The organism is Streptomyces sp. DT2A-34, assembly GCF_030499515.1.
In the GTDB taxonomy this organism is placed as follows: Bacteria; Actinomycetota; Actinomycetes; order Streptomycetales; family Streptomycetaceae; genus Streptomyces.
This window is the reverse complement of record NZ_JASTWJ010000001.1, coordinates 7195577-7219946: the sequence shown is the minus strand read 5'-3', so window position 1 is coordinate 7219946 and position 24370 is coordinate 7195577. Positions and strand designations below refer to the sequence as shown.

The window sequence follows — 24370 nt, the reverse complement described above, 5'->3', positions numbered from 1 at the left end:
GCGGCCGCGCCGGCCAAGGCGTCACCAGAAGATCGCCAACGCCTCCAACGTCGCCTCCCCTGTGTCCTCGCGCCACCCCGTCATCTTGCCCAGGCAGCGGGCCGTGAAGGTGCCGGCGGGGATGGAGCGGCGGGCGTTGCCCGAGGCCACGACGCGGACGCAGACCGGGAGTTGCTGGTCGGCGTATTCCGCGCGCAGGACGAAGCCCTCCGTCACGTCCGGGACCCGGGTGAACTCCGCCCGCACCGAGACGAACTCCCCTATGCGGCTCAGGTGTACCTCACGGTCGTCGCCGAGGCGGTCGGCGAGGGCACGGTTGGGGACGACGGTCAGTGTGGGCAGGTCGGCGTGGACGATGACGTCGGCGCGTTCGAAGGCGTCGATGAGCATGCCGATGACGTTGATCGGTTTGTCCTTGCGGACGAACTTGCGGAACGTCTCCTGGCTGACGTCGCGTTTGGCGCGGAACAGCCAGGCCAGGAAGCGGGTCCAGAGGCCGACGCTCGTGTCGACCTTCGTCCGCAGCTCCACGGCCTCCTCCAGCGCCGACCGGTAGTTGCCGATCTCGTAGAGGTCCATCACGGACTGCTCGTCCAGGTACAGGCAGATGCTGTACGCCGACTGCCACCGCCGCATCCGGCGGCGCCGCTCGCGGGACTGGCGTACCAGGACCACCGCGAGGACCGCCGTACCGAGTGCCGTCGCCAGCCAGACCGTCATCCACGGCCACCACATGCTCCACCACAGTGCGTCAGTGACAGCCACGGATCTCCTTGAACGCCTCGGAAAGGGACGAGTCGGCGGCGTCCACCATCCGCCCGCCGGTCTGCGCCGCCGCGCGCCGCAGTTCGCCCGCGTCGGCCTCGCCGAAGTGGACGGGGTAGGTGGGGACGCTTGTGCGTACGGCGGCGGGCAGCGCCTTGTGGCGGCGTACGAAGTCGTCGTAGGCGAGGCCCGCGTTGTTCTCGCCGTCCGTCATCAGGACGAGGGAGAGGGAACGGTCCGGGTCGGTGGCCAGTTCGCGGGCGGCGGTGCGGTAGCCGTGGTCGAGGGCGGACCATACGGCCGTGGCGTCGCCGTAGCCGCCTCGGGCGACCGTGTCCGCCAGGGTCTTCAGGTCCTTCGGGCCGGTGACAGTCACCGTCTTCTCCTCCAGGACGCGGCCGCCGAAACGGACCACCGTCAGCCGTTCGCCCCGGTAGAAGCGGGTGAACTTGCCGGACGCCGTGGGGTCCGCGCCGCTCAGGTCGGCGAACGCCTTGCGCAACGCCGCCATCCGGTCACCGCGCATCGAGCCCGAGAAGTCGAGCAGGAAGACGACCTGGTCGGCGGTGCGTCGGGCCGGGTCGCCGTAGTCCGCCAACAGGGCTTCTATGACGGCGAGTTGGTCGGGGTAGTAGAGCGCGTTGCCCACCGGCTCGCGCAGCTGCGGGTTGCGGGTGACCGTCGTTTTGACCGGGCGGCGCAGGGTGCTCCGCATGATCTTCCCCTGGGTCGCGTCGCGCTGGAGCCACTCCGTGACCTCGGCGTAGGCGGCGCGCCGGGACGGGTCGAGGAGCAGTAGGGGGAAGTCCGCGAGGACCATGCCGTCCTCTGGGCGGACGACCTCCAGCCGGTCGTCGAGGCGGTCGGTGGCGTTGAGGGCGAGCAGGTCGGACTCGTAGGTGATGAGGGCGTTGGCCCGGTCCTGGTGGTCGGCGTACGAGTCGACGAGGGCGGGCCCCGTGTCCGCGGTGAGGGTCTGGCCGGAGCGGAACCCGCGCAGTCGGTCGCAGGAGACGTCCTCGGGGCGCAGTGCGCCGCCCGTGCCGGCCGCGGCGGTGGCGACGCCGACCAGGGCGGCGAGCCCGCTGGCGGAGCGCCGGGGGTCCGCCATCCCGAAGCGGACCGTGCCGGTCGCGGCGGCGTCGGCGATGTCCGCCCAGGTGAGGCGACCGCCGGGCACCCCGGCGCGGAGCTTGCTCGCCACGTCCGGTTCGAGGCCGATGACCACCGGGGACGTCATGGTCGCCGTGCGCTGCAACCCCTGTACCGCGCTCTTGGCGGTGAGCCGCAGATAGCGGTCGGAGGACAGCCAGGCGAGGTCGTAGCGGGCGCGGTCCGGGGCCTTCGTCTCGGCGTCGGGCCGGAAGTCCAGCCGGAGGTCGACGCCGGTCTCCTCTTTCAACTCGCCCAGGAGTGGGGTGAGTACGGCCAGGTCGGGGCTCGCGAGCACCCGCAGCCGGACGGGCTCGTCGGCGTCGTCGCCCGAGCAGGCGGTGAGGACGGCGGTCACGAGCGCCAGGGAGAGCACGAGGCGGAGCGCCAACCGGCGTGCGCCGGGCCTCACTCGACGTCGCCCTTGCGGTCCGGGCAGTCGCCGACCGTCTTGATCATCTGCTCCAGGAGGGGCAGTTGGGGCAGGACCGCCCGGGTGTCGTTGGAGGAGGTGGTGGGCACGGGGATGTGCCGTTCGGTGAGGAAGTCGACGAGTTCGTCGCCGGCTGTGTCGCCGCTCGTGCCGCCGTTGGTGTTGCGGGCGCGGAAGCCCAGTTCCATGGCGCGGTGCTGGAGTTCGGGATCCTCGCTGACCAGTTCGCCGAGCCGGGCGCCGTCGCCGGTCAGCGCGACGAGCTGGGGTTCGGTGACGAAGCGCGTCGACGGGTAGAGCAGGACGCGTTCGGCGTCCGTGCTGCCCTTCTCGGCCTGGTGGCGGATCTGGTGGGCGAGGAACTGGTGCTCGTAGATCACCGAGATCGGGGCGATGCTCGGGCCGTCGGGGGACAGATACGTTTCCGCCCGCTCGGAGCCCGGCAGGCCCTGCTCGACGAGGAGCGGCTTGATCTTCTGGGCGACCGCCTCGGCCTCCCTCTCGTCGTTCGGGGCGTCGTTCTCGTTCTCGACGAAGGCGACCAGGCCGAGGTAGGTGCCGGCGGAGTTGGACTCGCAGATGTCGGAGGTCTGGGCGAGGATCTTGTTGGAGTTGTGGACGCCGTGCCGTTCGATGCCGATGTCGTTCCAGCGTTTGCCCTCGCGGGTGAGTTTCACGAAGGCGGTCATGTCGAGGGTGTAGTACAGCGGCCCGCCGTCCGGGCCCTGCTGCGGCTTGGCGACGCCGTGATCGCTGAGCGCCTCGGCGTAGTTCCGGTAGGTGGCCAGCACGATGGGGCTGACGAACGGGCGGTACAGGAGCACCGGGCGGTTCGCCTCGGCGCGCTCGCGGCTGATGAGGTCGGCGGCGGGCTGGCCGGAGGGGAAGACGACGTCGTATCCCTCGAAGTCCTGGTTGGCGATCTCGCGGGAGCCCATGCTGGTGATGTGCACGCGGAAGCCGTGCTTCATCAGGAGCCGCTCGACCTCGGGGTCCTGGAAGAAGTCCCGCTTCGAGGCCATCTTCGCCTCGATGGTGACCACCTGCCGCAGCGGTAACAGCAGGTTCCCGCCGGCCACGAGGAGGACCAGGCCGATGACGGGGACGGGCAGCGCCAGCGCCAGCGCTCTGCGCAGACGGCGGCGCGGGGGTCTGGTGACGACCAAGCGGGGTTCTTCGGTAACGGGTCTGTTCGCGGGCACCTGCGGTCTCCCCCCGTGGCTGGGGCAGGATCGTCGGTGATCACGTTTACCACCGAATGACCTTGGGGGGAACGCCAGTTGAACGTCATGTCCCGTTCGGCTTGCGGTGGCGGCGTTTCAGTCACGCCTGCAGGGCTACCCGGAGGGCATGTCCCCTCGATATCGCAACGGTGCCAACCAGGCCGGAACGGTCATAGCGATCGTCGCCGACATCATGGCCCTCATCCTGGGCCTGTGGATCCTGATGTACCTGCTGGACGCGAACCGCGCGAACGACTTCGTGCAGTTCATCCATGACGCGGCCCGCTGGCTGGCGGGTTGGTCGTACGACCTGCTCACCTTCGACGAGGCGTGGGCGAGGGTCGTGGCCGGTTACGGCCTGGCGGCGGTGGTCTACTTGTTCGTCGGACACGCCATCGCCAATCGAGTCCACCGCCACTGACGCCCCTACGTCGCCGGCCTCAGGCGCAGCAATCCGGGTCCAGCCCCGCCGGCAGGCGGTCCCCGCCGAACACCGCGCACGTCGCCTCATGCCCACCCAGCGCGGCGACGGCCAGCAACAGCGACCCCGCGGTCCAAGTCGTCAGCTCGCGCGGCCAGATGGCGTCGTCGTCGAAGACGTACCCGGTCCAGTACAGCCCGCTCGCCGGATCCCGCAGATGCTGGATCGACTGGAGGATGTCCAGCGCCCGGTCGGACTCGCCCATCGCCCACAGGGCCAGGGCGAGTTCGGCGGACTCCCCGCCCGTCACCCACGGGTTGGGTACGACGCACCGCACCCCGAGTCCGGGAACGACGAAACGCTCCCAGCTCTCCTCCATACGGGACTTGGCCTCGGCGCCCGTCAACGCGCCGCCCAGCACCGGGTAGTACCAGTCCATCGAGTAGCGGTCCTTGTCCAGGAACCGCTCCGGATGACGACGGATCGCGTGCCGCAGGGCACCCGCCGCCAACTCCCAGTCCGGCTGCGGCTCTTCCCGCTGCTCGGCGATGGCCAGCGCACACCGCAGTGCGTGGTGGATCGAGGACGAGCCGGTGAGCAGGGCGTCCTTCGTCGCCGTACCGTCCTCGTCACGCCGCCAGCCGATCTGCCCGCCCGGCTGCTGGAGCCGGAGGACGAACTCGATCGCCGCGTAGACGGAGGGCCACATGCGGTCCAGGAACGTGTCGTCGCCGGTGGAGAGGTAGTGATGCCAGACGCCTACGGCTATGTAGGCGACGAAGTTGGTCTCGCGCCCGGTGTCGGTGACGTCGTCGTGGGCGCCGTCCGCGTAGGCGGCGTACCAGGAGCCGTCCTCGTTCTGGTGGGTCGCCAGCCAGGTGTACGCCCGCTCGGCGGCGGCGTGCTCCCCGGCCGCGTCCAGCGCCATCGCCGCCTCGACGTGGTCCCACGGGTCGAGGTGGTGCCCGCGGAACCACGGGATCGCGCCGTCCTCCCGCTGGACCGCGAGGATGCCGGCGACGGTCGCGGCGGCCTCCTCGGCGGTGAGGACCCCGGGCAGGACGAGGTGTTCTGTCCGGGGGGTCGTCACTTGGCGGCCGCCTCGTTCTCGGAGTTCTCGGAGTTCTCGGAAAGACGCGGTAGGTGCGGCTTGGTCGCGTACGCCACGAAGCTCTTGCCGATCAGCGGGTTCAGCGCCTGTTCGGCGACCCGGGTGGCCAGCGGTTTCTTCATGATGTCCCAGACCAGCAGCTTGTGGTACGCCCGCACCGGCAGCGCCTTGTCGTTGTCGACGCCGAACGCGCACTTCAGCCACCAGTAGGGCGAGTGCAGCGCGTGCGCGTGGTGGGTGCCGTACGGCTTCAGGCCGGCCTCGCGGATCTTCGCCAGCAGTTCGTCCGCCTTGTAGATGCGGATGTGGCCGCCCTCGACCTCGTGGTAGGCGTCGGACAGCGTCCAGCAGACCTTCTCGGGGCCGTAGCGGGGCACGGTGATGGCGATACGGCCGCCGGGCTTGAGCACCCGCACCATCTCGGCGAGGACGCCCTTGTCGTCCGGGATGTGCTCCATGACCTCGGAGATGATCACGACGTCGAAGGACTCGTCGGGGAAGGGCAGCGCGAGGGCATCGCCCTCCATGGCGGTGGCCGTGGCCCCCTCCGGAGCCTCCCCCGCTTCCTTCATCGCCGCGAACCACTTCGCGACCTCGCGGATCTCCTCACCGTTCTGGTCCAGCGCCACGACCTGGGCGCCGCGCCGGTAACACTCGAACGCGTGCCGGCCGGCACCGCAGCCGAGGTCCAGGACGCGGTCGCCCGGGGCGAGCGGGAACCGGGAGAAGTCGACGGTCAGCACGTGGGCCTGCTTTCGCGGTCGGAACTGTCGGAGGGGCGGGGGTCGATGGTCGTGTGCACGGCGCTCACTGGGCGGCCTCGGTGACGCGGGCGGGCTCACCGGCCCTGGCGGCCTCGGTGACACGGGCGGACTCGCCAGCCTTGGCGGCCTCGGCCAGTCGGGCGGGCTCACCGTTCTTGGCGGCCCCGGTCCCGCAGGCGGACTCGCCAGCCATGGTCGCCTCCGCCACACGGGCAGACTCACCAGCCCCAACCGCCTCCGCCACGCGGGCAGACTCACCGCTCTTCGCGGCCCCGGTCCCGCGGGCGGAATCACCAGCCCCGGCCACCTCGGCCACGCGGGCGGAATCACCGGCCCCGACCGCCTCCGCCACGCGGGCAGACTCACCAGCCCCGACCGCCTCCGCCACGCGGGCGGAATCACCGGCCCCGACCGCCTCCGCCACGCGGGCAGACTCGCCGCTCTTCGCGGCCCCGGACCCGCGGACGGACTCGCCAGCCATGGTCGCCCCGGCCACGCGGGCAGACTCACCAGCCCCGACCGCCTCCGCCACGCGGACGGACTCGCCGCTCTTCGCGGCCCCGGCCAGCTGGGCGGACTCGCTGTTCTTGGCGGCCTCGGTCCCGCGGGCAGACTCACCAGCCCCGACCGCCTCCGCCACGCGGACGGACTCGCCGTTGGTCGCGGCTCGGGACCCGCGGACGGACTCGCCAGCCATGGTCGCCTCCGCCACGCGGGCAGACTCACCAGCCCCGACCGCCTCCGCCACGCGGGCAGACTCGCCGCTCTTCGCGGCCCCGGTCCCGCGGACGGACTCACCAGCCCCGCTCGCCTCCGCCACGCGGGCAGACTCACCAGCCCCGGCCGCCTCCGCCACGCGGGCGAGCTCGCCGTTGGTCGCGGCTCGGGCCACCCTTGCCGCTGCGGCAGCTGTCGAGGCCGCGGAGAGGTCGGGGGTCCGGCGCGCGGAGCGGGCCATCGCTGGTGCCGTGGAGCGGCTGGAGGCCGGGGCCGTGGAGCGGCCGGAGGCCGGGGCCGTGGAGCGGCCGGAATCCGGGCGCGCGGAGCGGGCTATGGCCTCGCGGTACCGGGCCACCGTGCCCTCGGCGGCCTTCGCCCAGGTGAAGTTCCGTAGGACCCGCTCTCGGCCGGCCGCGCCCAAGCGGTCGCGCAGTTCCGCGTCCCCCAGCAGGCGGCCCAGGCCGGCGGCCAGCGCCCCGGGGTCCCCCGGCGGCACCGCCAGGCATGTCTCGCCGTCCCGCCCGGCCACCTCCGGGATCGCGCCGCCGGTCGTGGCGACCAGCGGCGTCCCCGTGGCCATGGCCTCGGCGGCCGGCAGGGAGAAGCCCTCGTACAGCGACGGCACACACGCCACCTGCGCCGAGCGCACCAGGTCGACGAGCTCCGCGTCGGAGATGCCCTTGACGAACTCGACGGCGCCTTCGAGGCCGTACCGCTCGACGGCCTGCGCGACGGGCCCCTCCTCGGGCCGCTTGCCGACGACGACGAGGTGGGCGTCGGGGTGCTCGGTGCGGACCTTGGCGAGTGCCTCGACGAGGAAGACCAGGCCCTTCAGCGGGACATCGGCGCTGGACGTGGTCACGATGCGGCCGGGGATCTGCCGTACCGACGCGTCCGGCGAGAACAGGTCGGTGTCCGCGCCGATGTGCACGACGTGGATACGGTCCTGCCGTACGCCGAGGTGGTCGACGATCTCCGCGCGGGACGTACCCGACACGGTCAGCACCGAGGGCAGGCGGCGCGCCACCCGCTTCTGCATGCGGGTGAAGGCGTACCACCGGCGCACCGACATCCGCCGCTGCCAGCCCTCGGCCGCGTCCAGCTCCAGCTGCCGGTCCACGGTGATGGGGTGGTGGATGGTGGTGACGAGCGGGGCGCCGACCTCGCCCAGCAACCCGTATCCCAGCGTCTGGTTGTCGTGTACGACGTCGAAGTCGCCTCGCCGGGCGCGCAGATGGCGGCGGGCGCGCAGCGAGAAGGTCAGCGGCTCGGGGAAGCCGCCGGTCCACATGGTCGCCACTTCCAGCGCGTCGATCCAGTCGCGGTACTCGTCGCGCTTCGGGGTGCGGAAGGGGTCGGGCTGGCGGTAGAGGTCGAGGCTGGGGAGCTCGGTGAGGGTCAGCCGGCCCGCGTACTCCGCGCCCTCGTCGAGGACGGGGTAGGGCTGGGAGCCGATGACCTCGACGCGGTGGCCGAGGCGGGCCAGCTCGCGGGAGAGGTGCCGTACATAGACACCCTGGCCGCCGCAGAACGGGTTCCCTTTATAGGTGAGAAGCGCGATGTCGAGCGGTCGCTCGCCGTCAGCGGCAGGGTCCTCCGCGGGCCCGGCCTCCCTGGCCTCAGCGGTCACTCCGGACCCCCTTCTCCCTGCGTTCTCCCTGCGATGTCCCGCGACATTACGCGGGACGTTAATCTAGAACAAGTTTCAGACTTGATCGTTCAAGAGGCTCTGAATCTACCGGCAGGTAGCGCCGCTGTGAGCGATGGATCAGGTGATTCACGCCACGGCCGACGCCCTGGCATGCTCTGTCCGGTCACTCAGCCTCACCGACTGTCACGGAACGGGATCCATGCCTGCGGAAGCCAGTAGCGCAAGCCCTGCCTCACCGCCCCTCACCGAGCGGCAGGAGGCCCGTCGGCGGCGCATCCTGCACGCCAGCGCGCAGCTCGCCAGCCGGGGTGGTTTCGACGCCGTACAGATGCGGGAGGTCGCGGAGTCCTCGCAGGTGGCGCTGGGCACGCTGTACCGCTACTTCCCGTCCAAGGTGCATCTGCTGGTCGCCACGATGCAGGACCAGCTGGAGCACATGCACGGCACGCTGCGGAAGAAGCCGCCGCAGGGGGAGACGGCGGCGGAGCGGGTCGCGGAGACCCTGATGCGCGCGTTCCGCGCCCTGCAGCGCGAGCCGCATCTGGCCGACGCCATGGTCCGGGCCCTGACCTTCGCCGACCGCAGCGTCTCCCCCGAGGTCGACCAGGTATCCCGCCAGACCACGGTGATCATCCTGGACGCCATGGGCCTGGAGAACCCGACACCCGAGCAGCTCTCCGCCGTCCGCGTCATCGAGCACACCTGGCACTCGGCCCTGATCACCTGGCTCTCGGGCCGCGCCTCGATCGCCCAGGTGAAGATCGACATCGAGACGGTGTGCCGCCTGATCGACCTGACGGCACCCACGGACACATGAAGAAGCCCGGCCGCACGAGGCGTCCGGGCACACGAATGACCTACGAGACGGGTTCCCTTCGCCGGTATTACCCGGATCAGGTGATGGGGGTCGCCTTCCGGTCTTCCGACCTCTCGGTCTTCCGACTTTCCGGCCTCTCAGCCCGGACCGTCGACGTCGGCCCCAGCGGAAGCCTTCTACTTCCTGCCAGAGTCGGCTACTCCGGTTCGAACTCCCTCACTCGTCCCGTAGGCCTATAACCAGGATAGAGCGTGCGGCCGGGAATGAAACCCCTCAAATGTAATTTTTTCGGGCGTTATTCCTCCGGAGGGAACACCGGCTCCCCGCCCCCCAGCAGCGTGATCACGATCGCCTCCACCGGGCAGCTCTCCGCCGCGGCCAGGACCTTCTCGTTCGCGTCGGTCTCCGGGTCGGCCGGATGGGACTGCCGGCCGGTGTCGAGGCGGAAGCCGTCGGGGGCGTGGTGGACGCACTGGGCCGAGCCGATGCACACCGACCGGTCGACCTCGACGCGCCAGCGGTCGCCCATCCCCTAGGCCTCCCAGCCCGCCGGGAGGTGGATCATCTTGTGCTCCAGGTATTCGCCGAAGCCCTCGGGACCGAATTCGCGTCCCAGCCCGGAGTTCTTGTAGCCGCCGAACGGGCCCAGCATGTCCAGGCTGAAGGTGTTCACCGAGTACGTGCCGGTACGGACCTGGCGGGCGACCTCGATGCCGTGCGCGGTGTCGGCCGTCCAGACGCTGCCGCTCAGGCCGTAGTCGGAGTCGTTGGCGATCTTCACGGCCTCGGACTCGTCCCCGTAGGGGAGCAGGCAGATCACGGGGCCGAAGATCTCCTCGCGTGCGATCCGCATCGAGTTGTCGACGTCCCCGAAGAGCGTCGGCTCGACGTACCAGCCCCGCTCCAGCCCCTGCGGGCGCCCGCCGCCGGTCAGGATCTTCGCGCCCTCCTCCTGACCGATGCGGATGTAGTCGAGGTTCCTGCGCTGCTGCCGCTGCGCCACCAGCGGGCCCACCTGGGTCGCCGGGTCCAGCGGGTCGCCGACCACCAGCGCGCCCGCCGCCGCGGCGAAGGCCTCGGCGAACTCGTCGTAGCGGGAGCGGGGCAGGAGGATGCGGGTCTGGGCCACGCATGCCTGGCCGTTGTTCATCCAGGCCGCCGGGACGACACCGGCGACCGTCGCCTCGACGTCCGCGTCCGGCAGGACCACGGCCGCCGACTTGCCGCCCAACTCCAGCGTCACCCGGGTGAGATTGCGGGCCGCGACCTCCATCACCCGCTTGCCCGCCGCCACCGAGCCGGTGAAGGAGACCTTGTCGATCCCCGGGTGCCCGACCAGGTACTCGCTCACCTCACGGTCCGCCGGGAGGATGGACAGGACCCCGTCCGGCAGCCCCGCGTCCTTCGCGATCTCCGCAAGGAGGTAGGCGTCCAGGGGCGACTCCGGCGACGGCTTGAGCACCACCGTGCAGCCGGTGAGCAGCGCGGGCGCGAGCTTGGCGGCGGCGACGAACTGCGGGACGTTCCAGGGGGCCACTGCCGCGACGACCCCGACCGGCTCGCGCCGCACGAGGATCTTCCCCAGCACGCCGTCGCGCCGCTCCTCGTACGTGAAGTTCCGCGCGACCGTGATCGCCGCGTCCCACACCATCATCGCGCCGAGCGCCTGGGCGAGGACGCTCCAGGAGTACGGGGAGCCGTTCTCGGAGGAGATCACGCGGGCGATCTCCTCGTGGCGCAGGGCGATGCCGTCCTTGATGCGGGTGACGACCCCGATCCGCTCGTCGAGCGACATCCGCGGCCAGGGGCCCTCGTCGAACGCCCGCCGCGCCACCGCGACCGCCCGGTCGACGTCCGCCGACGAGGCGTGCGGCACGCGTCCGATGACCTCCTCCGTGTGCGGCGAGATCACCTCGATGACGTCCTTGCCCAGGGGATCGGTCAACTCCCCGCCGATGAACAGCTGTCCGTGTTCCACGAGCTCGGTCATGGCCGACGCCTCCTGCGGAGCTGGAGCGGGTTTCCTTGGTTTCTGACGCTGTTTCAGAACTGATACCAGTTCCACTACGAGGAGTCCACGGATCGCACATCAATCACGCCTACGCTGATCAAGCCGACGGGGAGGAACGGTGAATGACGGCAAACCGTGAGCTCGGGCGCGCGTGGGCGGTGTTCGCGACGGCCCTGACGACGGCCGCCTGTGGCGCCGTATGGATGGCCTCGAACCGGGACGACGTGCAGCACGGCAACGGAGTTTCCGTCAGCAGGGAGACGAAGAGCCCGCGGGAGATCAGGGAGTTCTGGACCCCCGAGCGCATCAGACGGACGGAGCCCGCCGAGATGCCGGTCTGGATCCCCTGCGAGCACTTCCCTCACTCGCTCTCGCCGGACTGCTGGTAGATGACTCGAGCTCCCATCGAAACGCGTTCTAGTTATAGTGGCCGAGTCGGCCGGAACGTGTCGCGGCGATTGGGGAGCCCATGGCGCAGGCGCAGGCGCACGACCACGGCGGCGGCGTCCGGTCCATCCAGGTCCCCATCCCCGACAACCCGCTCGGCCACACCCTCGTGTACGTCGTCGACACCGACCGTGGCCCGGTGCTCGTCGACACCGGCTGGGACGACCCGGCCTCCTGGGACACCCTCACCGAGGGCTTGACGGCATGCGGCACCGCCCCCGGTGAGATCCACGGCGTGGTGATCACCCACCACCACCCCGACCACCACGGCCTGTCGGGCAAGGTGCGCGAGGCCTCCGGCGCCTGGATCGCGATGCACGCGGCGGACGCGGCGATCGTACGGCGCACCCGCGCGACCCGCCCCGAGCGCTGGTTCTCCTACATGGCGGACAAGCTCACGGCGGCCGGCGCCCCCCACGCCCACGTGGCCCCCCTGCGCGCAGCGCGCCGCCCTGGCACCCTCCCCGGCTTCTCCCCCGCCGCCCCCGACCGCGAGATCGTCCCCGGCGAACTCCTCGACCTCCCCGGCCGCCGCCTGCGCGCGATCTGGACGCCGGGCCACACCCCCGGCCATGTCTGCCTGCACCTGGAGGAAGACCACCCCGCTCAACTCCCGGGCCACGGCCGCCTGTTCTCCGGCGACCACCTGCTCCCCGGGATCACCCCGCACATCGGCCTGTACGAGGACCCCGAGGATCCTGACGACACCACCGTCATCGACCCCCTCGGCGACTACCTCGCCTCCCTCGAACGCGTCGGCCGCCTCACCCCCGCCGAGATCCTCCCCGCCCACCAGCACGCCTTCACCGACGCGCCCGCCCGCGTACGGGAGTTGCTGACCCACCACGAGGAACGCCTCACCGGACTGCAGGCGCTGCTGTCCGACCCCCTCACCCCTTGGCAGCTCGCCGAGCGCATGGAGTGGAACCGGCCCTGGGACCAAATCCCGTACGGATCACGGAACATCGCGATCGCGGAGGCCGAGGCCCATCTGCGGCGGCTGGTGAAGCTGGGGAGGGCGGAGGCGGTGGCCGGGAGTGAGCCGGTGACGTACGTGGCCGTTTAATGCATGCTCATGGGACACCGTGAACGCCTTGACCACCCTGAGCACCTTGAACACCTTCTCGCCGAACGCGCCTGTGAGCGCATCGTCGTCGACTTCGTCCACCGCCTCGACCTCGGCGAACCGGCCTCCGTCGCCGAGCTGTTCACCGAGGACGGCACCTGGGAGTGGCCGGCGGGCGAGCGGCTGGTCGAGGGGCGGGACGCGTTGCGCGTGTACTTCGGCTCCCGTCCCGCCGACCGTCTCTCGCGGCGCCTGATGTCCAACATCCTCGTCACGGTGACGTCCTCCGACACCGCGACGGCGACCTCGTACTTCACGACGTACCGCGTCGACGGCCACGAGGGCGACCTGATCCCGCCGGGCCCGCCGGTCCAGGTCGGCCACTACGAGGACACGTTCCGCCGGTCGCCGGACGGCGCCTGGCTGCTGTCCGCCCGGGTCCTCCATCTGGCCTTCGGCGGACCGACGCCGCGCCCGCCCAGGCCATGAAGGACCGGATCAACTCCTCCGCCTCATTGAGCACTTCGACCTCCCGCCCCGTCATCGTCGGGTTGGCGGCGCGCCGGCGCCAGGCCTCCGTGAGGCCGTCCTCGGTGAGGTCGGCGAGGAGGATGGCGAGCATCGCGCGGACGGGTGCGACGAACCGCTCGTCGGCCAGGGCGGCCTGCGCGAGGATCACCGCGGACATGCCCCAGTCCCAGGTGGACCACGCGTCCGGGGCCGGCGTGCAGTTGCCGCAGGAGGCGGGCCAGGATGTCGCCGCCCTCGCTCGCGTCGATGCGGCCCGCGACGAAGGCCTCCAGCATCGTCGGGCCGTACAGGCGCTCCATGACCAGCTCTGAGCGCGAGGAGTCGGCGAGCCGCACGCGGGGCACCGGGTAGCCGTGCGGGCGCAGCCGCTCCATCAGGGCGGCCTCGGCGAGTGAGTCGCTGTAGCCCTCGCGGTCGAGGCGCAGCACCCACGCCTCGTCGATCTCGTACACGTCGCACGCGCGCCCCGAACCGAGCAGCCGCCGTCCCGCCCTCCCGGTCATCCCCTCATCCCCCTCATCCCCATGGGCCCGAAGCTGCTCCCGCTCACAGCCTCCCCTCAGCCTCTTCCTTACGGGCCGGTAGAGTGACGACGTCGTCATCACACCCGTACAGGGGGAAGCCGGTGCAAATCCGGCGCTGACCCGCAACCGTAAGCCATCCGTGGCAAGCCGGATCGCCCCGTACGGACTCGTGACCGGCTCAAGTGCCCCGGCAGCCGGCCGGAGCACGGCACCGTCGAGGTATACGGAGCCGAGCCGCCCGGGGTCCCCCCTGTGCTGCCCGGTTCCCCTTAGGGAAGGGCACCCGCCGATCATGTACGTCCGCCGCAGCGCCGCGGCCCTGGCCGCCGTCACCGTGATCGGCGTAGCGACTCCGCTCGCCCAGGCCGCCACCCCGTCGCCGTCCGCCTCGCTCCCGGCCGGGCTGTACGGCACCGCCGACCCGACGTACGACGGCGTCTGGCGGCAGTCGCTCGCCCTGCTGGCCCAGGACACGGTCGGCGTCAAGCCCGCCGCCACTGCCGTGGACTGGCTGACCGGGCAGCAGTGCGCCAACGGCGCGTTCGCCCCCTTCCGGGCCGACACCGCCAAGGACTGCGACGCCAAGACCCTCGTCGATACCAACAGCACCGCCGCCGCCGTCCAGTCCCTCGCCGCCCTCGGCGGCCATGACGCCGCCACCGGCAAGGCGGTCACCTGGCTGAAGTCCGTGCAGAACAAGGACGGCGGCTGGGGTTACTCGCCCGGCGGCCCCAGCGACGCCAACTCCACGTCCGTGGTCGTCGGCGCCCTCACCGCCGTGGGTGAGAAGCCGGCGGACGTGGTGAAGGGCGGCAAGTCGCCGTACGACGCCCTGCTGTCCTTCGCCCTCCCGTGCGACGAGACCGGTGGCGGGGCCTTCGCCTACCAGCCGGACAAGAAGGGCAAGCTCACGGCCAACGCGGACGCGACCGCTGCCGCCGTGATCGGTACGCTCGGCAAGACCCTCACCGGAGCCGCCCCGAAGCCCAGCTCCGACGCCCTCACCTGCAAGGACGCCACCAACCCCGAGCAGGCCGCGCGCAACGGCGCCGGGTACCTCGTCACGGCCCTGGCCAAGGGTGACCACCTCATGTCGGCCATGCCCGGCGCCGAGGACCAGCCCGACTACGGCAACACCGCCGACGCCGTCCTCGCCCTGTCCACGGCCGGCCACGGCGACAAGGCGGCCGACGCCATGCGCTGGCTGGGCGCTCACTACGAGCAGTGGGCGCAGCAGGGCGGCCCGGCCGCGTACGCGCAGCTGATCCTCGCCGCCCACGGTGCCGGCTTCGACGTACGCGACTTCGACGGCACCGGCGACGACCTGGTCAAGCGCCTCAACGCCACCGGACCGGCCCCCGAATCCGTCCCGGCCGTCAAGTCGCCCACGGCGGACGACGACCGGAAGAAGGCCGACGAGGCCGACGACAACGGCGTCAGCGTCTGGTGGATCATCGGCGTCGGCGCCGTCGCGGGCATCGGCGTCGGCTTCCTGATCAGCGGCCGCAACAAGGGCAAGTGACCGTGATCCGCCGCGCTACGACCCTCCTCCTGGCCGCGCTGGTCCTCCTGACCGGCGCGGCGCAGGCCGCCCACGCGGCCGGCTACCGCTACTGGTCCTTCTGGGACCGCGACGGCGACACCTGGACCTACGCCACCCAGGGCCCCTCCCTCGCCCGCCCCTCCGACGGCGATGTCCAGGGCTTCCGCTTCGCGGTGAGCGAGGACTCGAAGGACGCGGCGAAGCCCAGGGGCACGGCCGAGTTCGCGGTGATCTGCGCGCGGACGCCCGCGCGGGACGGCGAGAAGCGGGTGGCCCTGGTCATCGACTTCGGTACGACGGCGGACGCCCCGTCGGGCGAGACCCCGCCGGCCCGCCGTACCGCATGCGCGCGGGTGGCCCCGGACGCGACCACGGCGGAGGCCCTGGCCGCGGTGGCCAAGCCCCTGCGGTACGACACGAACGCCTTGTTGTGCGCGATCTCGGGGTATCCGCAGAGGGGGTGCGGGGAGCAGGTGGCCGGGGGCGGGAAGCCGGCGGCCACCGAGGAGACGACCGATGAGACGACGACTCCTGACAGGACGACCGCTGAGAAGCGAGAGACGTCGGACGAGGGCCCGTCGCTGGGCCTGGTCGCCGGAATCGCCGTAGTGGCCGTACTGGGAGCGGCAGCGGTATGGCAGGCACGGCGGCGGCGAGCGTGATGGCAGGACCACAGCTGCACCCCGGCGCCTGGTGGCTCTGGTCCCTCTCCCTCGGTACCGCGGCCACCCGCACCACCAACCCCCTCCTCCTCGCCCTCCTCATAGCGACCTCCGCCTACGTGGTGGCGACCTGCCGCCCCGACGCCCCCTGGGCCCGCTCCTACACGGCCTTCGTCAAGCTCGCCCTGGCCGTCCTCGTCATCCGCCTCTTCTTCGCCGTGGCCCTCGGCTCCCCCGTCCCCGGCACGCACGTGATCGTCGCCCTCCCCGAACTCCCCCTCCCGCACTGGGCGCAGGGCATCCGCCTGGGCGGCAAGGTCACCGTCGAGACCCTCCTGTTCGCCCTCTACGACGGCCTGCGGCTGGCGGCCCTCCTCATCTGCGTGGGCGCGGCGAACTCCCTCGCCCACCCCTCCCGCCTCCTCAAGTCCCTCCCCGGCGCCCTCTACGAGATGGGCGTGGCGGTGGTCGTCGCCCTCACCTACGCGCCTCACCTCATCGCCGACGTCCAGCGCCTGCGCGCCGCCCGCCGTCTGCGGGGCCGCCCCGGCACGGGCATCCGCGGCCTCCTGCACGTCGGACTCCCGGTGCTGGAGGGCGCGTTGGAGCGCTCGGTCGCCCTTGCCGCCGCGATGGACGCCCGCGGTTACGGCCGCAGCGCCGACGTCCCGCCCCGCGTCCGCCGTACGACCACCGCGCTCACGCTCGGCGGCCTGCTCGGCGTCTGCGCCGGAACGTACGGCCTGCTGACCGCCGAGGGCGGCACGTACGGCCTCCCGGTCCTTCTCGCCGGCCTCGCCGCCGCGCTCGCCGGCCTGCGCCTCGGCGGTCGCCGTTCCCTGCGCACCCGTTACCGCCCGGACCGCTGGGATGCCCGCGCCTGGCTGGTCGCCGGTTCCGGCGCGACGGTCGCCGCCCTGCTGGCCCTCGCCGCCACCCGCGACCCGGCGGCCCTGCACCCCGGTGTGGTCCCCCTCGTCGCCCCCACCCTCCCCCTGTGGCCCGCGGCGGCCGTCCTCCTCGGCCTGCTCCCGGCCTTCGTCAGCCCCGCACCCCGCGGTCCCGCCACCCCCAAGGAACCGTCGTGATCTGCTTCGAGAACGTGTCGGTGACCTACGACGGCGCCCCCCGAACCCACCGTCCAGGGCGTCGACTTCGAGGTCCCGGAAGGCGAACTGGTCCTCCTGGTCGGCCCGTCCGGCGTCGGCAAGTCCACCGTCCTCGGCGCGGTGAGCGGGCTCGTCCCGCACTTCACCGGCGGCACCCTGCGCGGCCGCGTCACGGTGGCCGGCCGCGACACCCGCACCCACAGGCCGCGCGAACTCGCCGACGTAGTGGGCACGGTGGGCCAGGACCCCCTCTCCCACTTCGTGACCGACACCGTCGAGGACGAACTGGCCTACGGCATGGAGTCCCTGGGCCTCGCCCCTGATGTCATGCGCCGCCGAGTCGAGGAGACCCTCGACCTCCTCGGCCTCACCGACCTGCGCAACCGCCCCATCGCCACCCTCTCCGGCGGCCAACAGCAGCGCGTCGCGATCGGCTCGGTACTCACTCCCCACCCCAGCGCCCTGATCCTCGACGAGCCGACTTCGGCCCTGGACCCCGCCGCCGCCGAAGAGGTCCTCGCAGTCCTCCAACGCCTGGTCCACGACCTCGGCACAACGGTCCTGATGGCCGAACACCGCCTGGAACGGGTCATCCAGTACGCCGACCAGGTCGTCCTGCTGCCCGCACCGGGCGCGCCGCCGATCCTCGGCACACCGACGGAGGTGATGGCCGTATCCCCGGTGTACCCGCCGGTGGTGGCCCTGGGCCGCCTGGCAGGCTGGGCCCCTCTGCCGCTGACTGTCAGGGATGCACGGCGACGGGCGACAGGCCTACGGCAACAACTTGAGGAGCGGCACGACAACGCCCCCCAGGGGCGCGGGGCTGTAATCGAGCTGCGGCTACCGCCGCGTGGGCGCGATCAACCACAACGCACCCGCAGCCGCAGCCGCCAACAATCCACACCCCCCGAGCTACTAGGCGCAAAAACCACCCCCCGCCGTTGGCTCAAACGCACCCACAGCGCCCCAACCACCCCCCACGCGGCCGAAGTACAAGCCCTCTCCGTAACCCGCGACCGCATCCAAGCCCTACGCAACATCAACCTCACCGTCACCCCCGGCGAAACCATCGCAGTCATGGGCCGCAACGGCGCCGGAAAATCCACCCTCCTCAACACCCTGGTCGGCCTCATCAAACCCACCGCCGGCTCGGTCACCGTAGGCGGAGCCGGCCTCGTCCCCCAGGAACCCCGCGACCTCCTCTACACCGACACGGTCGCCGCCGAGTGCACGGCCGCCGACGCCGACGCGAGCGCAGCGCCCGGCACCTGCCGCGCCCTCGTCTCCGAGCTCCTCCCGGACATCTCCGACGACACCCACCCGCGCGACCTCTCCGAGGGCCAGCGCCTGACGCTCGCGCTGGCGGTCGTCCTGACCGCCCGCCCCACGCTGCTCCTCCTCGACGAACCGACCCGCGGCCTGGACTACGCGGCGAAGGCCCGCCTCGTCACACTGCTGCGCGACCTCGCCGCCCAAGGACACGCCGTCGTGCTGGCCACGCACGACGTGGAGCTGGCCGCCGAACTCGCCCACCGGGTCGTGCTCCTCGCCGACGGTGAGGTGATAGCGGACGGCCCGGCAGCGGACGTAGTGGTCGCCTCGCCCTCCTTCGCCCCGCAGGTCACCAAGATCCTGGCCCCGCAGAAGTGGCTCACGGTCGCCGAGGTGAGGGAAGCCCTCGCATGACCGGCAACCCCACTCCCCAGGCCCGAGCCGTCCGCCTGGGCCCCCGCTCCATCGCCGCCCTCGTCCTGGTCAGCGCGGTCGGCGTGGCCGCGCTCGGCTGGCCCTTCCTCTCCCCGCCCGCCTCGCAGGTGAGCGCGCACGCCCAGGACGCCCCGTGGCTGTTCACCGGCCTGCTGCTTCTGCTGGTCGCCGTCGTCGCCGCGACGATCTCCGAGTCCGGGCTCGGTCCGAAGGCGGTGGCGATGCTGGGCGTGCTGGCGGCGACCGGCGCCGCCCTGCGTCCGCTCGGTGCCGGGACGGCCGGTATCGAGCCGATGTTCTTCCTGATGGTGCTCAGCGGCCGGGTCCTCGGCCCGGGCTTCGGTTTCGTTCTCGGCGCGGTGACGATGTTCGCGTCCGCCCTGCTCACGGGCGGGGTGGGGCCGTGGATGCCGTTCCAGATGCTGTCGATGGGCTGGTTCACGATGGGTGCCGGGCTGCTGCCGGGCCCGGATCGCCTGCGCGGCCGCGGGGAGCTGCTCCTGCTGGCCGGCTACGGCTTCCTCGCCGCCTTCGCCTACGGCACGGTGATGAACATGCAGGGCTGGCCCTACTTCGACCCGGACGTCACGCCGCTGGCCCCCGACCCGCAGGCCGGTCCGCTCGCCAACCTCGCCCGCTTCGTCGCGTACTGCCTGGCCACCTCGCTCGGCTGGGACCTCGGCCGGGCGGTAGTCACCGTCGTCCTCACCGTGACGCTCGGTCCGGCGATCCTCAAGGCGCTGCGGCGGGCCACGCGCCGGGCGGCCTTCGAGAGCCCGGTCACATTCGACGCTCCCGCAGGGTGAGGGCCCGCGCGCGGACGGTCAGCCACCCGGTGAAGCACCCCACATGACCCACATCACCTACGATCCACCTTAGTCGGACAAATCGGATGCCATGTACGCGGCAATTCGGCCGCTGGCCTGCGCATTGAGAGCCACGTCACACAAGCGACCTTCCCCTCACATACGGCCACAACTAGCAAACAGGCTCATTGCGGACACCCTCCCGGCCTGCTTCTCTGGATGACGTCGCACGGCGCCGACGTGCCCTCAGGGCCGCGGCGCCGACGCACGCCCCCCGCCTCGCATCGCGTGGTTCCGGCATGCCCGCGGCCCACTGTCCCCGAAGAAAGGCTCCCCGTGTCCGTCGTTTCCACCTTCCGTCGCATCTCCGCCCCGAAGAAGGCCCTCGCCGGCGCCGCCCTGGCCGCCGCCACCGCCGGCACCCTGTTCGCCGCCGCGCCCGCGCAGGCCGCGACGACCGAGGCCGGCTCGGCGCAGACGATCGCGAAGAAGATGATCTCGGACTCGGCCCAGTACCAGTGCTTCTCCAAGATCGTCGACCACGAGAGCGACTGGAACGTCAACGCCACGAACGCCTCCAGCGGCGCCTACGGCCTCGTCCAGGCCCTGCCGGGCAACAAGATGGCCTCCGCCGGCTCCGACTGGAAGACCAACCCGGCCACCCAGATCGAGTGGGGCCTGGACTACATGAAGGACCGCTACGGCAGCCCGTGCGGCGCCTGGAACTTCTGGCAGTCGAACGGCTGGTACTGAGCCGACACCGCCAGACAGAACCGAAGGCGGCGGCCCCCGATCCCCGGGGCCGCCGCCTTCGCCATACCCGCACCCACGCATGTCAGCCGGTACTGACCCGCAGTTCCTTCACGCCGTTGATCCACGCGGAGCGCAGCCGGCGGGGGTCGCCGACCAGCCGCAGGTCGGGCAGGGCGTCGGCCACGGCGTTGAAGATCAGGTCGATCTCCAGGACCGCCAGGGACTTGCCCAGGCAGAAGTGCGGGCCGCCACCTCCGAAGCCGAGGTGGGGGTTGGGGTCACGGGTGATGTCGAAGGTGTCCGGGCTCTCGAAGACGTCGGGGTCGTGGTTGGCGGAGGCGTAGAAGATGCCGACCCGGTCGCCCTTCTTGATCTGCTTGCCGCCCAGCTCCGTGTCCTGCGTCGCCGTGCGCTGGAAGGAGACCACCGGGGTCGCCCAGCGCACGATCTCCTCGGCCGCCGTCCGGGGGCGCTCCCTCTTGTACAGCTCCCACTGCTCGGGGTGGGTGAGGAAGGCGTGCATGCCGTGGGTGATGGCGTTACGGGTGGTCTCGTTGCCGGCCACGGCCAGCATCAGCACGAAGAACCCGAACTCGTCCGACCCCAGATTCCCCTCGTCCTCGGCCGCCACCAGCGTCGTGACGATGTCCTTCACCGGGCACTCCTTCCGATCGGCTGCCATGTTCATCGCGTACGCGATGAGTTCGGTGGCCGACTCCTTCCCGACCTCCTCGGTGATGGCGTACTCGGGATCGTCGTACGCGATCATCTTGTTGGACCAGTCGAAGATCTTGGCCCGGTCGTCCTGCGGGATGCCGATGAGCTCGGCGATGGCCTGGAGTGGCAGTTCACAGGCGACCTCGGTGACGAAGTCGAAGGAGCCGGGGTGGTGTTCCCGGGCATTCGCGGCGATCGTCCGCGCCCGCGTCCGCAGGCGCTCCTCCAAGGCACGGATCGCGCGCGGGGTGAAGACGCGCTGGACGATCTGGCGGACCCGGGTGTGCTCGGGCGGGTCCATGTTCAGCAGGATCAGCCGCTGGGCATCGATGGCATCGCGCTCGATGTGCTCGTTGAAGCGGATGATCGCGGTGTTCAGGGTGGACGAGAACAACTCCGGGTGCGTCGACACGTACTTGACGTCCGCGTGCCGGGTCACCGCCCAGTAGCCGTCGTCCTGGAACCCGGCCACGTTGCCCGCCTGCGGGATCCAGCGGACCGGTTCGGCGCGGCGCAGCTCGGCGAACTCCGGGAGGGGCACGCGGTGTTGCAGCACATCGGGGTCGGTGAAGTCGAACCCGTCGGGAAGCGCTGGACAGGGCATGGACAGCTCCTGACGCTCCATCAGCAAAGAGGGTCGTCGTGACGGTAGTAACGGGTTCTGCAACTAGCAAGAGCCATGGACGCCCCAGTTCTCCGCACACCCCTTGCCGTCACTGAACCTCCGTCAGCACACTGCAACACAGAACTAGAACGCGTACTAGTTCCGCCCGGCTCCGCAGAGCCCTCGGAGAGGATCCGCACCCATGGCTGCCGAACCCGTGATCGTCGAAGCCGTACGCACCCCGATCGGCAAGCGCGGCGGCGCGCTCGCCAACCTCCACCCCGCCTATCTCCTGGGCGAGACCTACCGCGAACTCCTCGGCCGCACCGGCATCCCCGCCGACGCCGTCGAGCAGATCGTCGGCGGCACGGTGACCCACGCCGGCGAACAGTCCATGAACCCCGCGCGCACGGCCTGGCTGACCATGGGCCTGCCCTACGAGACGGCGGCGACGACGGTCGACTGCCAGTGCGGCTCCTCCCAGCAGGCCTCCCACATGACGGCCAACATGATCGCGGCGGGCGTCATCGACGTCGGGATCAGCTGTGGCGTCGAGGCCATGTCCCGGGTGCCGCTGGGGTCGGGATCGAAGCACGGGCCCGGGAAGCCGTTCCCGGACGAGTGGAACGTCGATCTGCCGAACCAGTTCGAGGCGGCGGAGCGGATCGCCCGCCATCGGGGGCTGACCAGGGAGAACGTCGACACGCTCGGGCTGATCTCGCAGGAACGGGCCGCCGCCGCCTGGGCCGAGGAGCGGTTCAAGAGGGAGACCTTCGCCGTCCAGGTCCCGACGATCGAGGAGGAGCAGCACGCCGGGCAGGGCATGTGGCGGCTGGTCGACAAGGACGAGGGTCTGCGCGACACGTCCGTGGAGGCGCTGGCGGGCCTGAAGCCCGTCATGCCGACGGCCGTCCATACGGCGGGCAACTCGTCCCAGATCAGCGACGGCGCGGCGGCCATCATGTGGGCGTCGAAACGGATGGCGCGTGCGCTGAAGCTGAAGCCGAGGGCGCGGATCGTGGCGCAGGCGCTGGTGGGGGCCGACCCGCACTTCCATCTCGACGGGCCGATCGACGCGACGCGTGCGGTGCTGGGGAAGGCCGGGATGTCGCTGAAGGACATCGACCTCGTCGAGATCAACGAGGCCTTCGCGTCCGTGGTGTTGAGCTGGGCGCAGGTCTTCGAGCAGGACCTGGAGAAGGTCAATGTGAACGGCGGCGCGATCGCGCTCGGGCATCCGGTGGGGGCCACCGGGGCCCGGCTGATCACGACCGCGCTTCATGAACTGGAGCGTGTGGACAAGGAGTTCGCGCTGGTGACGATGTGCGCGGGGGGAGGGCTGGCCACCGGCACGATCATTCAGCGGTTGTAACCTCATGCCATGAGGACGCGCACCCTGAGGTTCGGTCTGTACGCGGACGAGCAAGGGCTCGCATGGGCCAGAGGACTTGTGGACGAGGCCGTGGGCGCACGTGGGGCTCGGATCGTCGGCGAGACGGTCGCCCACGACTTTCCCGCGAGCGGGGCGACGACCGCTGAGGTGTACGACCATCTCGCGGACCAATGGGGATGGGAACATCCCGGTCAGAGCCACGGCGCCCGGGAAGCGGTCGAGCTGCGCGTCCAGTTGGCCTGTTCCCTGCGGACGTGGCGGGCGAGCCGCAAGACTGTGATCAGGGCGTTGTGCCCGGAAGGGACCGCGCCGCACACCTGCCGGGTCCCATGGGCCGCCGTGTGAGCGCTCCGCTTTAGGTGCGCGCCGTCCAGTTGACGAAGGTGGTGAACGCGGCGGGGTCGAGGGTGACGATTGGCCCCGCCGGGTTCTTGGAGTCGCGGATGGCGAGGGTGGTGTGGGGGGTTTCGGCGATCTCGATGCAGTTGCCGCCCTGGTCGCTGCTGTGCGTCGACTTGGTCCAGGTCAGAGAGCCGGTCGTCGCGCACTCCACGCACTCGCCGCCCTGATCCCCGCTGTAGCTGGACTTACGCCACTGGATCCCCGTCAGAATCTCGGTGCTCTCCATAACGCTCCTCCATCACACGCCGGATCAACTCCGCCGAGTCCTTGAGGGAGAGGGCGGCGGCCTGGAGATGATCGTATCGGAGCGAGCAGTCCTTGACGGTTTCCGGGTTGGCGGTCGGATGCCCGCTGCCGTACCCCTCGGTGTAGACGATGGTCGGATCACTCGGGAAGCGGAAGACGGTGAACGAGCCCTGCAATCCCGCATGTGCGCCTGCCGAAAACGGCACCACCTGAACGTTGACCCTCGGATTGTGCTCAAAGGACAACAGGCGCTCCAGTTGGCCGCGCATGGTCTCCCGACCGCCGACTTCCTGGTGCAGCGCCGCCTCACTCAGGATCATCCAGAAGACCGGCGGCTCGCTCTTGTCGAAGATGCGCTGACGAGACAGCCGTACCTCGGTGCGATCGTCGAGGTCGGTGTCATCCAACACACCGAGCACAGCACGGGCGTACTCCTTGGTCTGCAGGAGTCCATGCACAACCTGCGACTGGAAGGTGCAGATCTCCGTCGCCCGCGCCTCCAACTCCGCCACCTGCTGAAACCAGGCCGGAAGTTGGCTACGCATCACCAGCTCATGCAGCCGGGACAGCGCCCCGCCCGTCCCCAACGCGATGTCCACCCGCTCGCTGAAGGGCAGCGTCGGCAGCTTGCGGGCCGTCTCGATCTGGCCGACCAGCGAACCGGTGCAGTAGACGATGTCCCCGAGCTGCTTCTGCGTCAGGCCCGCGGCCTCGCGGTAACGGCGCAGCTCGAAGCCGAAGTAGTCCAGGGGCGAGGCGCCCGGGTCAAGGGTGTTGATGTGGGTCACGCGG

Annotated in this window: 24 protein-coding genes, 1 pseudogene and 2 riboswitches; of the genes and pseudogenes, 13 read left to right on the top strand and 12 right to left on the bottom strand. The window is 71.0% G+C overall.

The genetic code is table 11. The features are described from left to right. Window positions 1-21: 21 nt before the first annotated feature. From QQM39_RS32435 to QQM39_RS32425, 3 genes are read right to left on the bottom strand one after another with little or no spacing between them, the layout of a single operon-like run. Entirely contained in the window at window positions 22-765 is a 744-nt protein-coding gene (locus tag QQM39_RS32435; protein WP_302001097.1) for a hypothetical protein, read from the bottom strand. Beyond that, on the bottom strand, window positions 752-2329 hold the full coding sequence (locus QQM39_RS32430) for a VWA domain-containing protein (protein WP_302001096.1): 1578 nt from the start codon (window positions 2327-2329) through the stop codon (window positions 752-754). The genes QQM39_RS32435 and QQM39_RS32430 overlap by 14 nt, the downstream gene beginning before the upstream one ends. Next, window positions 2326-3516: a hypothetical protein gene (locus QQM39_RS32425; protein WP_302001095.1), complete on the bottom strand. Its 1191-nt coding sequence runs from the start codon at window positions 3514-3516 to the stop codon at window positions 2326-2328. Before QQM39_RS32425 ends, QQM39_RS32430 begins: the two co-directional genes overlap by 4 nt. Before the next feature lie 184 nt (window positions 3517-3700). Here QQM39_RS32425 and QQM39_RS32420 point away from each other — a divergent pair, with 184 nt between their 5' ends. Beyond that, entirely contained in the window at window positions 3701-3994 is a 294-nt protein-coding gene (locus QQM39_RS32420) for a hypothetical protein (protein WP_302001094.1), read from the top strand. A gap of 19 nt (window positions 3995-4013) precedes the next feature. On the opposite strand, the gene QQM39_RS32415 is transcribed toward QQM39_RS32420, so the two are convergent. From QQM39_RS32415 to QQM39_RS32405, 3 genes are all read right to left on the bottom strand, one after another. Further along, window positions 4014-5084 carry a prenyltransferase/squalene oxidase repeat-containing protein gene (locus QQM39_RS32415; protein WP_302001093.1) on the bottom strand — a complete coding sequence of 357 codons (1071 nt, stop codon included), beginning with the start codon at window positions 5082-5084 and terminating at the stop codon, window positions 4014-4016. Further along, on the bottom strand, window positions 5081-5848 hold the full coding sequence (locus QQM39_RS32410) for a class I SAM-dependent methyltransferase (RefSeq protein WP_302001092.1): 768 nt from the start codon (window positions 5846-5848) through the stop codon (window positions 5081-5083). The genes QQM39_RS32415 and QQM39_RS32410 overlap by 4 nt, the downstream gene beginning before the upstream one ends. A gap of 64 nt (window positions 5849-5912) precedes the next feature. Beyond that, window positions 5913-8219, bottom strand: a complete 2307-nt coding sequence (locus QQM39_RS32405; RefSeq protein WP_302001091.1) for a glycosyltransferase family 4 protein — start codon at window positions 8217-8219, stop codon at window positions 5913-5915. Window positions 8220-8439: 220 nt separating this feature from the next. Between QQM39_RS32405 and QQM39_RS32400 the strand changes: the two genes are divergently transcribed. Beyond that, window positions 8440-9057, top strand: coding sequence for a TetR family transcriptional regulator (locus tag QQM39_RS32400; RefSeq protein ID WP_302001089.1), 618 nt, complete (start codon window positions 8440-8442; stop codon window positions 9055-9057). Between the two features lie 36 nt (window positions 9058-9093). Then, window positions 9094-9285: riboswitch (TPP riboswitch) on the bottom strand. Window positions 9286-9352: 67 nt separating this feature from the next. On the opposite strand, the gene QQM39_RS32395 is transcribed toward QQM39_RS32400, so the two are convergent. Both QQM39_RS32395 and QQM39_RS32390 read right to left on the bottom strand, forming a co-directional pair. Continuing rightward, on the bottom strand, window positions 9353-9586 hold the full coding sequence (locus QQM39_RS32395) for a ferredoxin (RefSeq protein ID WP_302001088.1): 234 nt from the start codon (window positions 9584-9586) through the stop codon (window positions 9353-9355). Window positions 9587-9589: 3 nt separating this feature from the next. Beyond that, window positions 9590-11047 carry an aldehyde dehydrogenase gene (locus tag QQM39_RS32390; RefSeq protein ID WP_302001087.1) on the bottom strand — a complete coding sequence of 486 codons (1458 nt, stop codon included), beginning with the start codon at window positions 11045-11047 and terminating at the stop codon, window positions 9590-9592. Window positions 11048-11190: 143 nt separating this feature from the next. Here QQM39_RS32390 and QQM39_RS32385 point away from each other — a divergent pair, with 143 nt between their 5' ends. From QQM39_RS32385 to QQM39_RS32375, 3 genes are all read left to right on the top strand, one after another. After that, window positions 11191-11457 (top strand): hypothetical protein, encoded by a 267-nt coding sequence (locus tag QQM39_RS32385; RefSeq protein ID WP_302001086.1) that lies wholly within the window; start codon window positions 11191-11193, stop codon window positions 11455-11457. A gap of 80 nt (window positions 11458-11537) precedes the next feature. After that, window positions 11538-12581: an MBL fold metallo-hydrolase gene (locus QQM39_RS32380; RefSeq protein WP_302001085.1), complete on the top strand. Its 1044-nt coding sequence runs from the start codon at window positions 11538-11540 to the stop codon at window positions 12579-12581. Between the two features lie 9 nt (window positions 12582-12590). Continuing rightward, window positions 12591-13070: a nuclear transport factor 2 family protein gene (locus QQM39_RS32375; RefSeq protein ID WP_302001084.1), complete on the top strand. Its 480-nt coding sequence runs from the start codon at window positions 12591-12593 to the stop codon at window positions 13068-13070. Window positions 13071-13093: 23 nt separating this feature from the next. Here the strand turns inward: QQM39_RS32375 and QQM39_RS32370 are convergent, their stop codons facing one another. Further along, window positions 13094-13615, bottom strand: a complete 522-nt coding sequence (locus tag QQM39_RS32370; RefSeq protein ID WP_367669319.1) for a hypothetical protein — start codon at window positions 13613-13615, stop codon at window positions 13094-13096. A 54-nt stretch (window positions 13616-13669) separates the two neighbouring features. Then, a riboswitch (cobalamin riboswitch) is annotated at window positions 13670-13813 on the top strand. Window positions 13814-13928: 115 nt separating this feature from the next. Here QQM39_RS32370 and QQM39_RS32365 point away from each other — a divergent pair. The 6 genes and pseudogenes from QQM39_RS32365 (at window position 13929) to QQM39_RS32340 (ending at window position 20216) form a co-directional block, all read left to right on the top strand. Beyond that, window positions 13929-15158: a prenyltransferase/squalene oxidase repeat-containing protein gene (locus QQM39_RS32365; protein WP_302001083.1), complete on the top strand. Its 1230-nt coding sequence runs from the start codon at window positions 13929-13931 to the stop codon at window positions 15156-15158. Window positions 15159-15160: 2 nt separating this feature from the next. After that, entirely contained in the window at window positions 15161-15841 is a 681-nt protein-coding gene (locus QQM39_RS32360) for an SCO2322 family protein (RefSeq protein WP_302003805.1), read from the top strand. Next, window positions 15814-16929, top strand: coding sequence for an energy-coupling factor transporter transmembrane component T (locus QQM39_RS32355; protein WP_302001082.1), 1116 nt, complete (start codon window positions 15814-15816; stop codon window positions 16927-16929). Before QQM39_RS32360 ends, QQM39_RS32355 begins: the two co-directional genes overlap by 28 nt. Beyond that, window positions 16926-18636, top strand: a pseudogene (locus QQM39_RS32350) (ABC transporter ATP-binding protein). Before QQM39_RS32355 ends, QQM39_RS32350 begins: the two are co-directional and overlap by 4 nt. Further along, window positions 18633-19463, top strand: a complete 831-nt coding sequence (locus tag QQM39_RS32345) for an ECF transporter S component (RefSeq protein WP_302001081.1) — start codon at window positions 18633-18635, stop codon at window positions 19461-19463. The pseudogene QQM39_RS32350 and the gene QQM39_RS32345 overlap by 4 nt, the downstream one beginning before the upstream one ends. Before the next feature lie 336 nt (window positions 19464-19799). Beyond that, window positions 19800-20216: a transglycosylase SLT domain-containing protein gene (locus tag QQM39_RS32340; RefSeq protein ID WP_302001080.1), complete on the top strand. Its 417-nt coding sequence runs from the start codon at window positions 19800-19802 to the stop codon at window positions 20214-20216. Window positions 20217-20298: 82 nt separating this feature from the next. Here QQM39_RS32340 and QQM39_RS32335 read toward each other — a convergent pair whose 3' ends face one another. After that, complete coding sequence (locus tag QQM39_RS32335) at window positions 20299-21537, bottom strand: cytochrome P450 (RefSeq protein ID WP_302001079.1); 1239 nt, start codon at window positions 21535-21537, stop codon at window positions 20299-20301. Window positions 21538-21739: 202 nt separating this feature from the next. On the opposite strand from QQM39_RS32335, the gene QQM39_RS32330 reads away from it, so the two are divergent. Next, a complete protein-coding gene (locus tag QQM39_RS32330) occupies window positions 21740-22909 on the top strand; it encodes a steroid 3-ketoacyl-CoA thiolase (protein WP_302001078.1) in 1170 nt (389 codons plus the stop codon). Between the two features lie 9 nt (window positions 22910-22918). Then, window positions 22919-23275 (top strand): hypothetical protein, encoded by a 357-nt coding sequence (locus QQM39_RS32325; protein WP_302001077.1) that lies wholly within the window; start codon window positions 22919-22921, stop codon window positions 23273-23275. Window positions 23276-23285: 10 nt separating this feature from the next. Here the strand turns inward: QQM39_RS32325 and QQM39_RS32320 are convergent, their stop codons facing one another. After that, the gene (locus tag QQM39_RS32320) at window positions 23286-23558 is read right to left on the bottom strand and encodes a DUF397 domain-containing protein (protein ID WP_302001076.1); all 273 of its coding nucleotides are present in this window, start codon (window positions 23556-23558) and stop codon (window positions 23286-23288) included. Next, window positions 23518-24366, bottom strand: coding sequence for a helix-turn-helix transcriptional regulator (locus tag QQM39_RS32315; RefSeq protein ID WP_302001075.1), 849 nt, complete (start codon window positions 24364-24366; stop codon window positions 23518-23520). Before QQM39_RS32315 ends, QQM39_RS32320 begins: the two co-directional genes overlap by 41 nt. Window positions 24367-24370 lie beyond the last annotated feature (4 nt).

Bases quoted from the DNA above. Each gene is read 5' to 3' on its own strand.
- QQM39_RS32325 (WP_302001077.1), top strand. From the start codon at position 22,919: ATGAGGACGCGCACCCTGAGGTTCGGTCTGTACGCGGACGAGCAAGGG.
- QQM39_RS32385 (WP_302001086.1), top strand. From the start codon at position 11,191: ATGACGGCAAACCGTGAGCTCGGGCGCGCGTGGGCGGTGTTCGCGACG.
- QQM39_RS32390 (WP_302001087.1), bottom strand. From the start codon at position 11,047: ATGACCGAGCTCGTGGAACACGGACAGCTGTTCATCGGCGGGGAGTTG.
- QQM39_RS32330 (WP_302001078.1), top strand. From the start codon at position 21,740: ATGGCTGCCGAACCCGTGATCGTCGAAGCCGTACGCACCCCGATCGGC.
- QQM39_RS32375 (WP_302001084.1), top strand. From the start codon at position 12,591: ATGGGACACCGTGAACGCCTTGACCACCCTGAGCACCTTGAACACCTT.
- QQM39_RS32345 (WP_302001081.1), top strand. From the start codon at position 18,633: ATGACCGGCAACCCCACTCCCCAGGCCCGAGCCGTCCGCCTGGGCCCC.
- QQM39_RS32335 (WP_302001079.1), bottom strand. From the start codon at position 21,537: ATGCCCTGTCCAGCGCTTCCCGACGGGTTCGACTTCACCGACCCCGAT.
- QQM39_RS32370 (WP_367669319.1), bottom strand. From the start codon at position 13,615: ATGACCGGGAGGGCGGGACGGCGGCTGCTCGGTTCGGGGCGCGCGTGC.
- QQM39_RS32365 (WP_302001083.1), top strand. From the start codon at position 13,929: ATGTACGTCCGCCGCAGCGCCGCGGCCCTGGCCGCCGTCACCGTGATC.
- QQM39_RS32420 (WP_302001094.1), top strand. From the start codon at position 3,701: ATGTCCCCTCGATATCGCAACGGTGCCAACCAGGCCGGAACGGTCATA.
- QQM39_RS32320 (WP_302001076.1), bottom strand. From the start codon at position 23,558: ATGGAGAGCACCGAGATTCTGACGGGGATCCAGTGGCGTAAGTCCAGC.
- QQM39_RS32380 (WP_302001085.1), top strand. From the start codon at position 11,538: ATGGCGCAGGCGCAGGCGCACGACCACGGCGGCGGCGTCCGGTCCATC.
- QQM39_RS32400 (WP_302001089.1), top strand. From the start codon at position 8,440: ATGCCTGCGGAAGCCAGTAGCGCAAGCCCTGCCTCACCGCCCCTCACC.
- QQM39_RS32355 (WP_302001082.1), top strand. From the start codon at position 15,814: ATGGCAGGCACGGCGGCGGCGAGCGTGATGGCAGGACCACAGCTGCAC.
- QQM39_RS32395 (WP_302001088.1), bottom strand. From the start codon at position 9,586: ATGGGCGACCGCTGGCGCGTCGAGGTCGACCGGTCGGTGTGCATCGGC.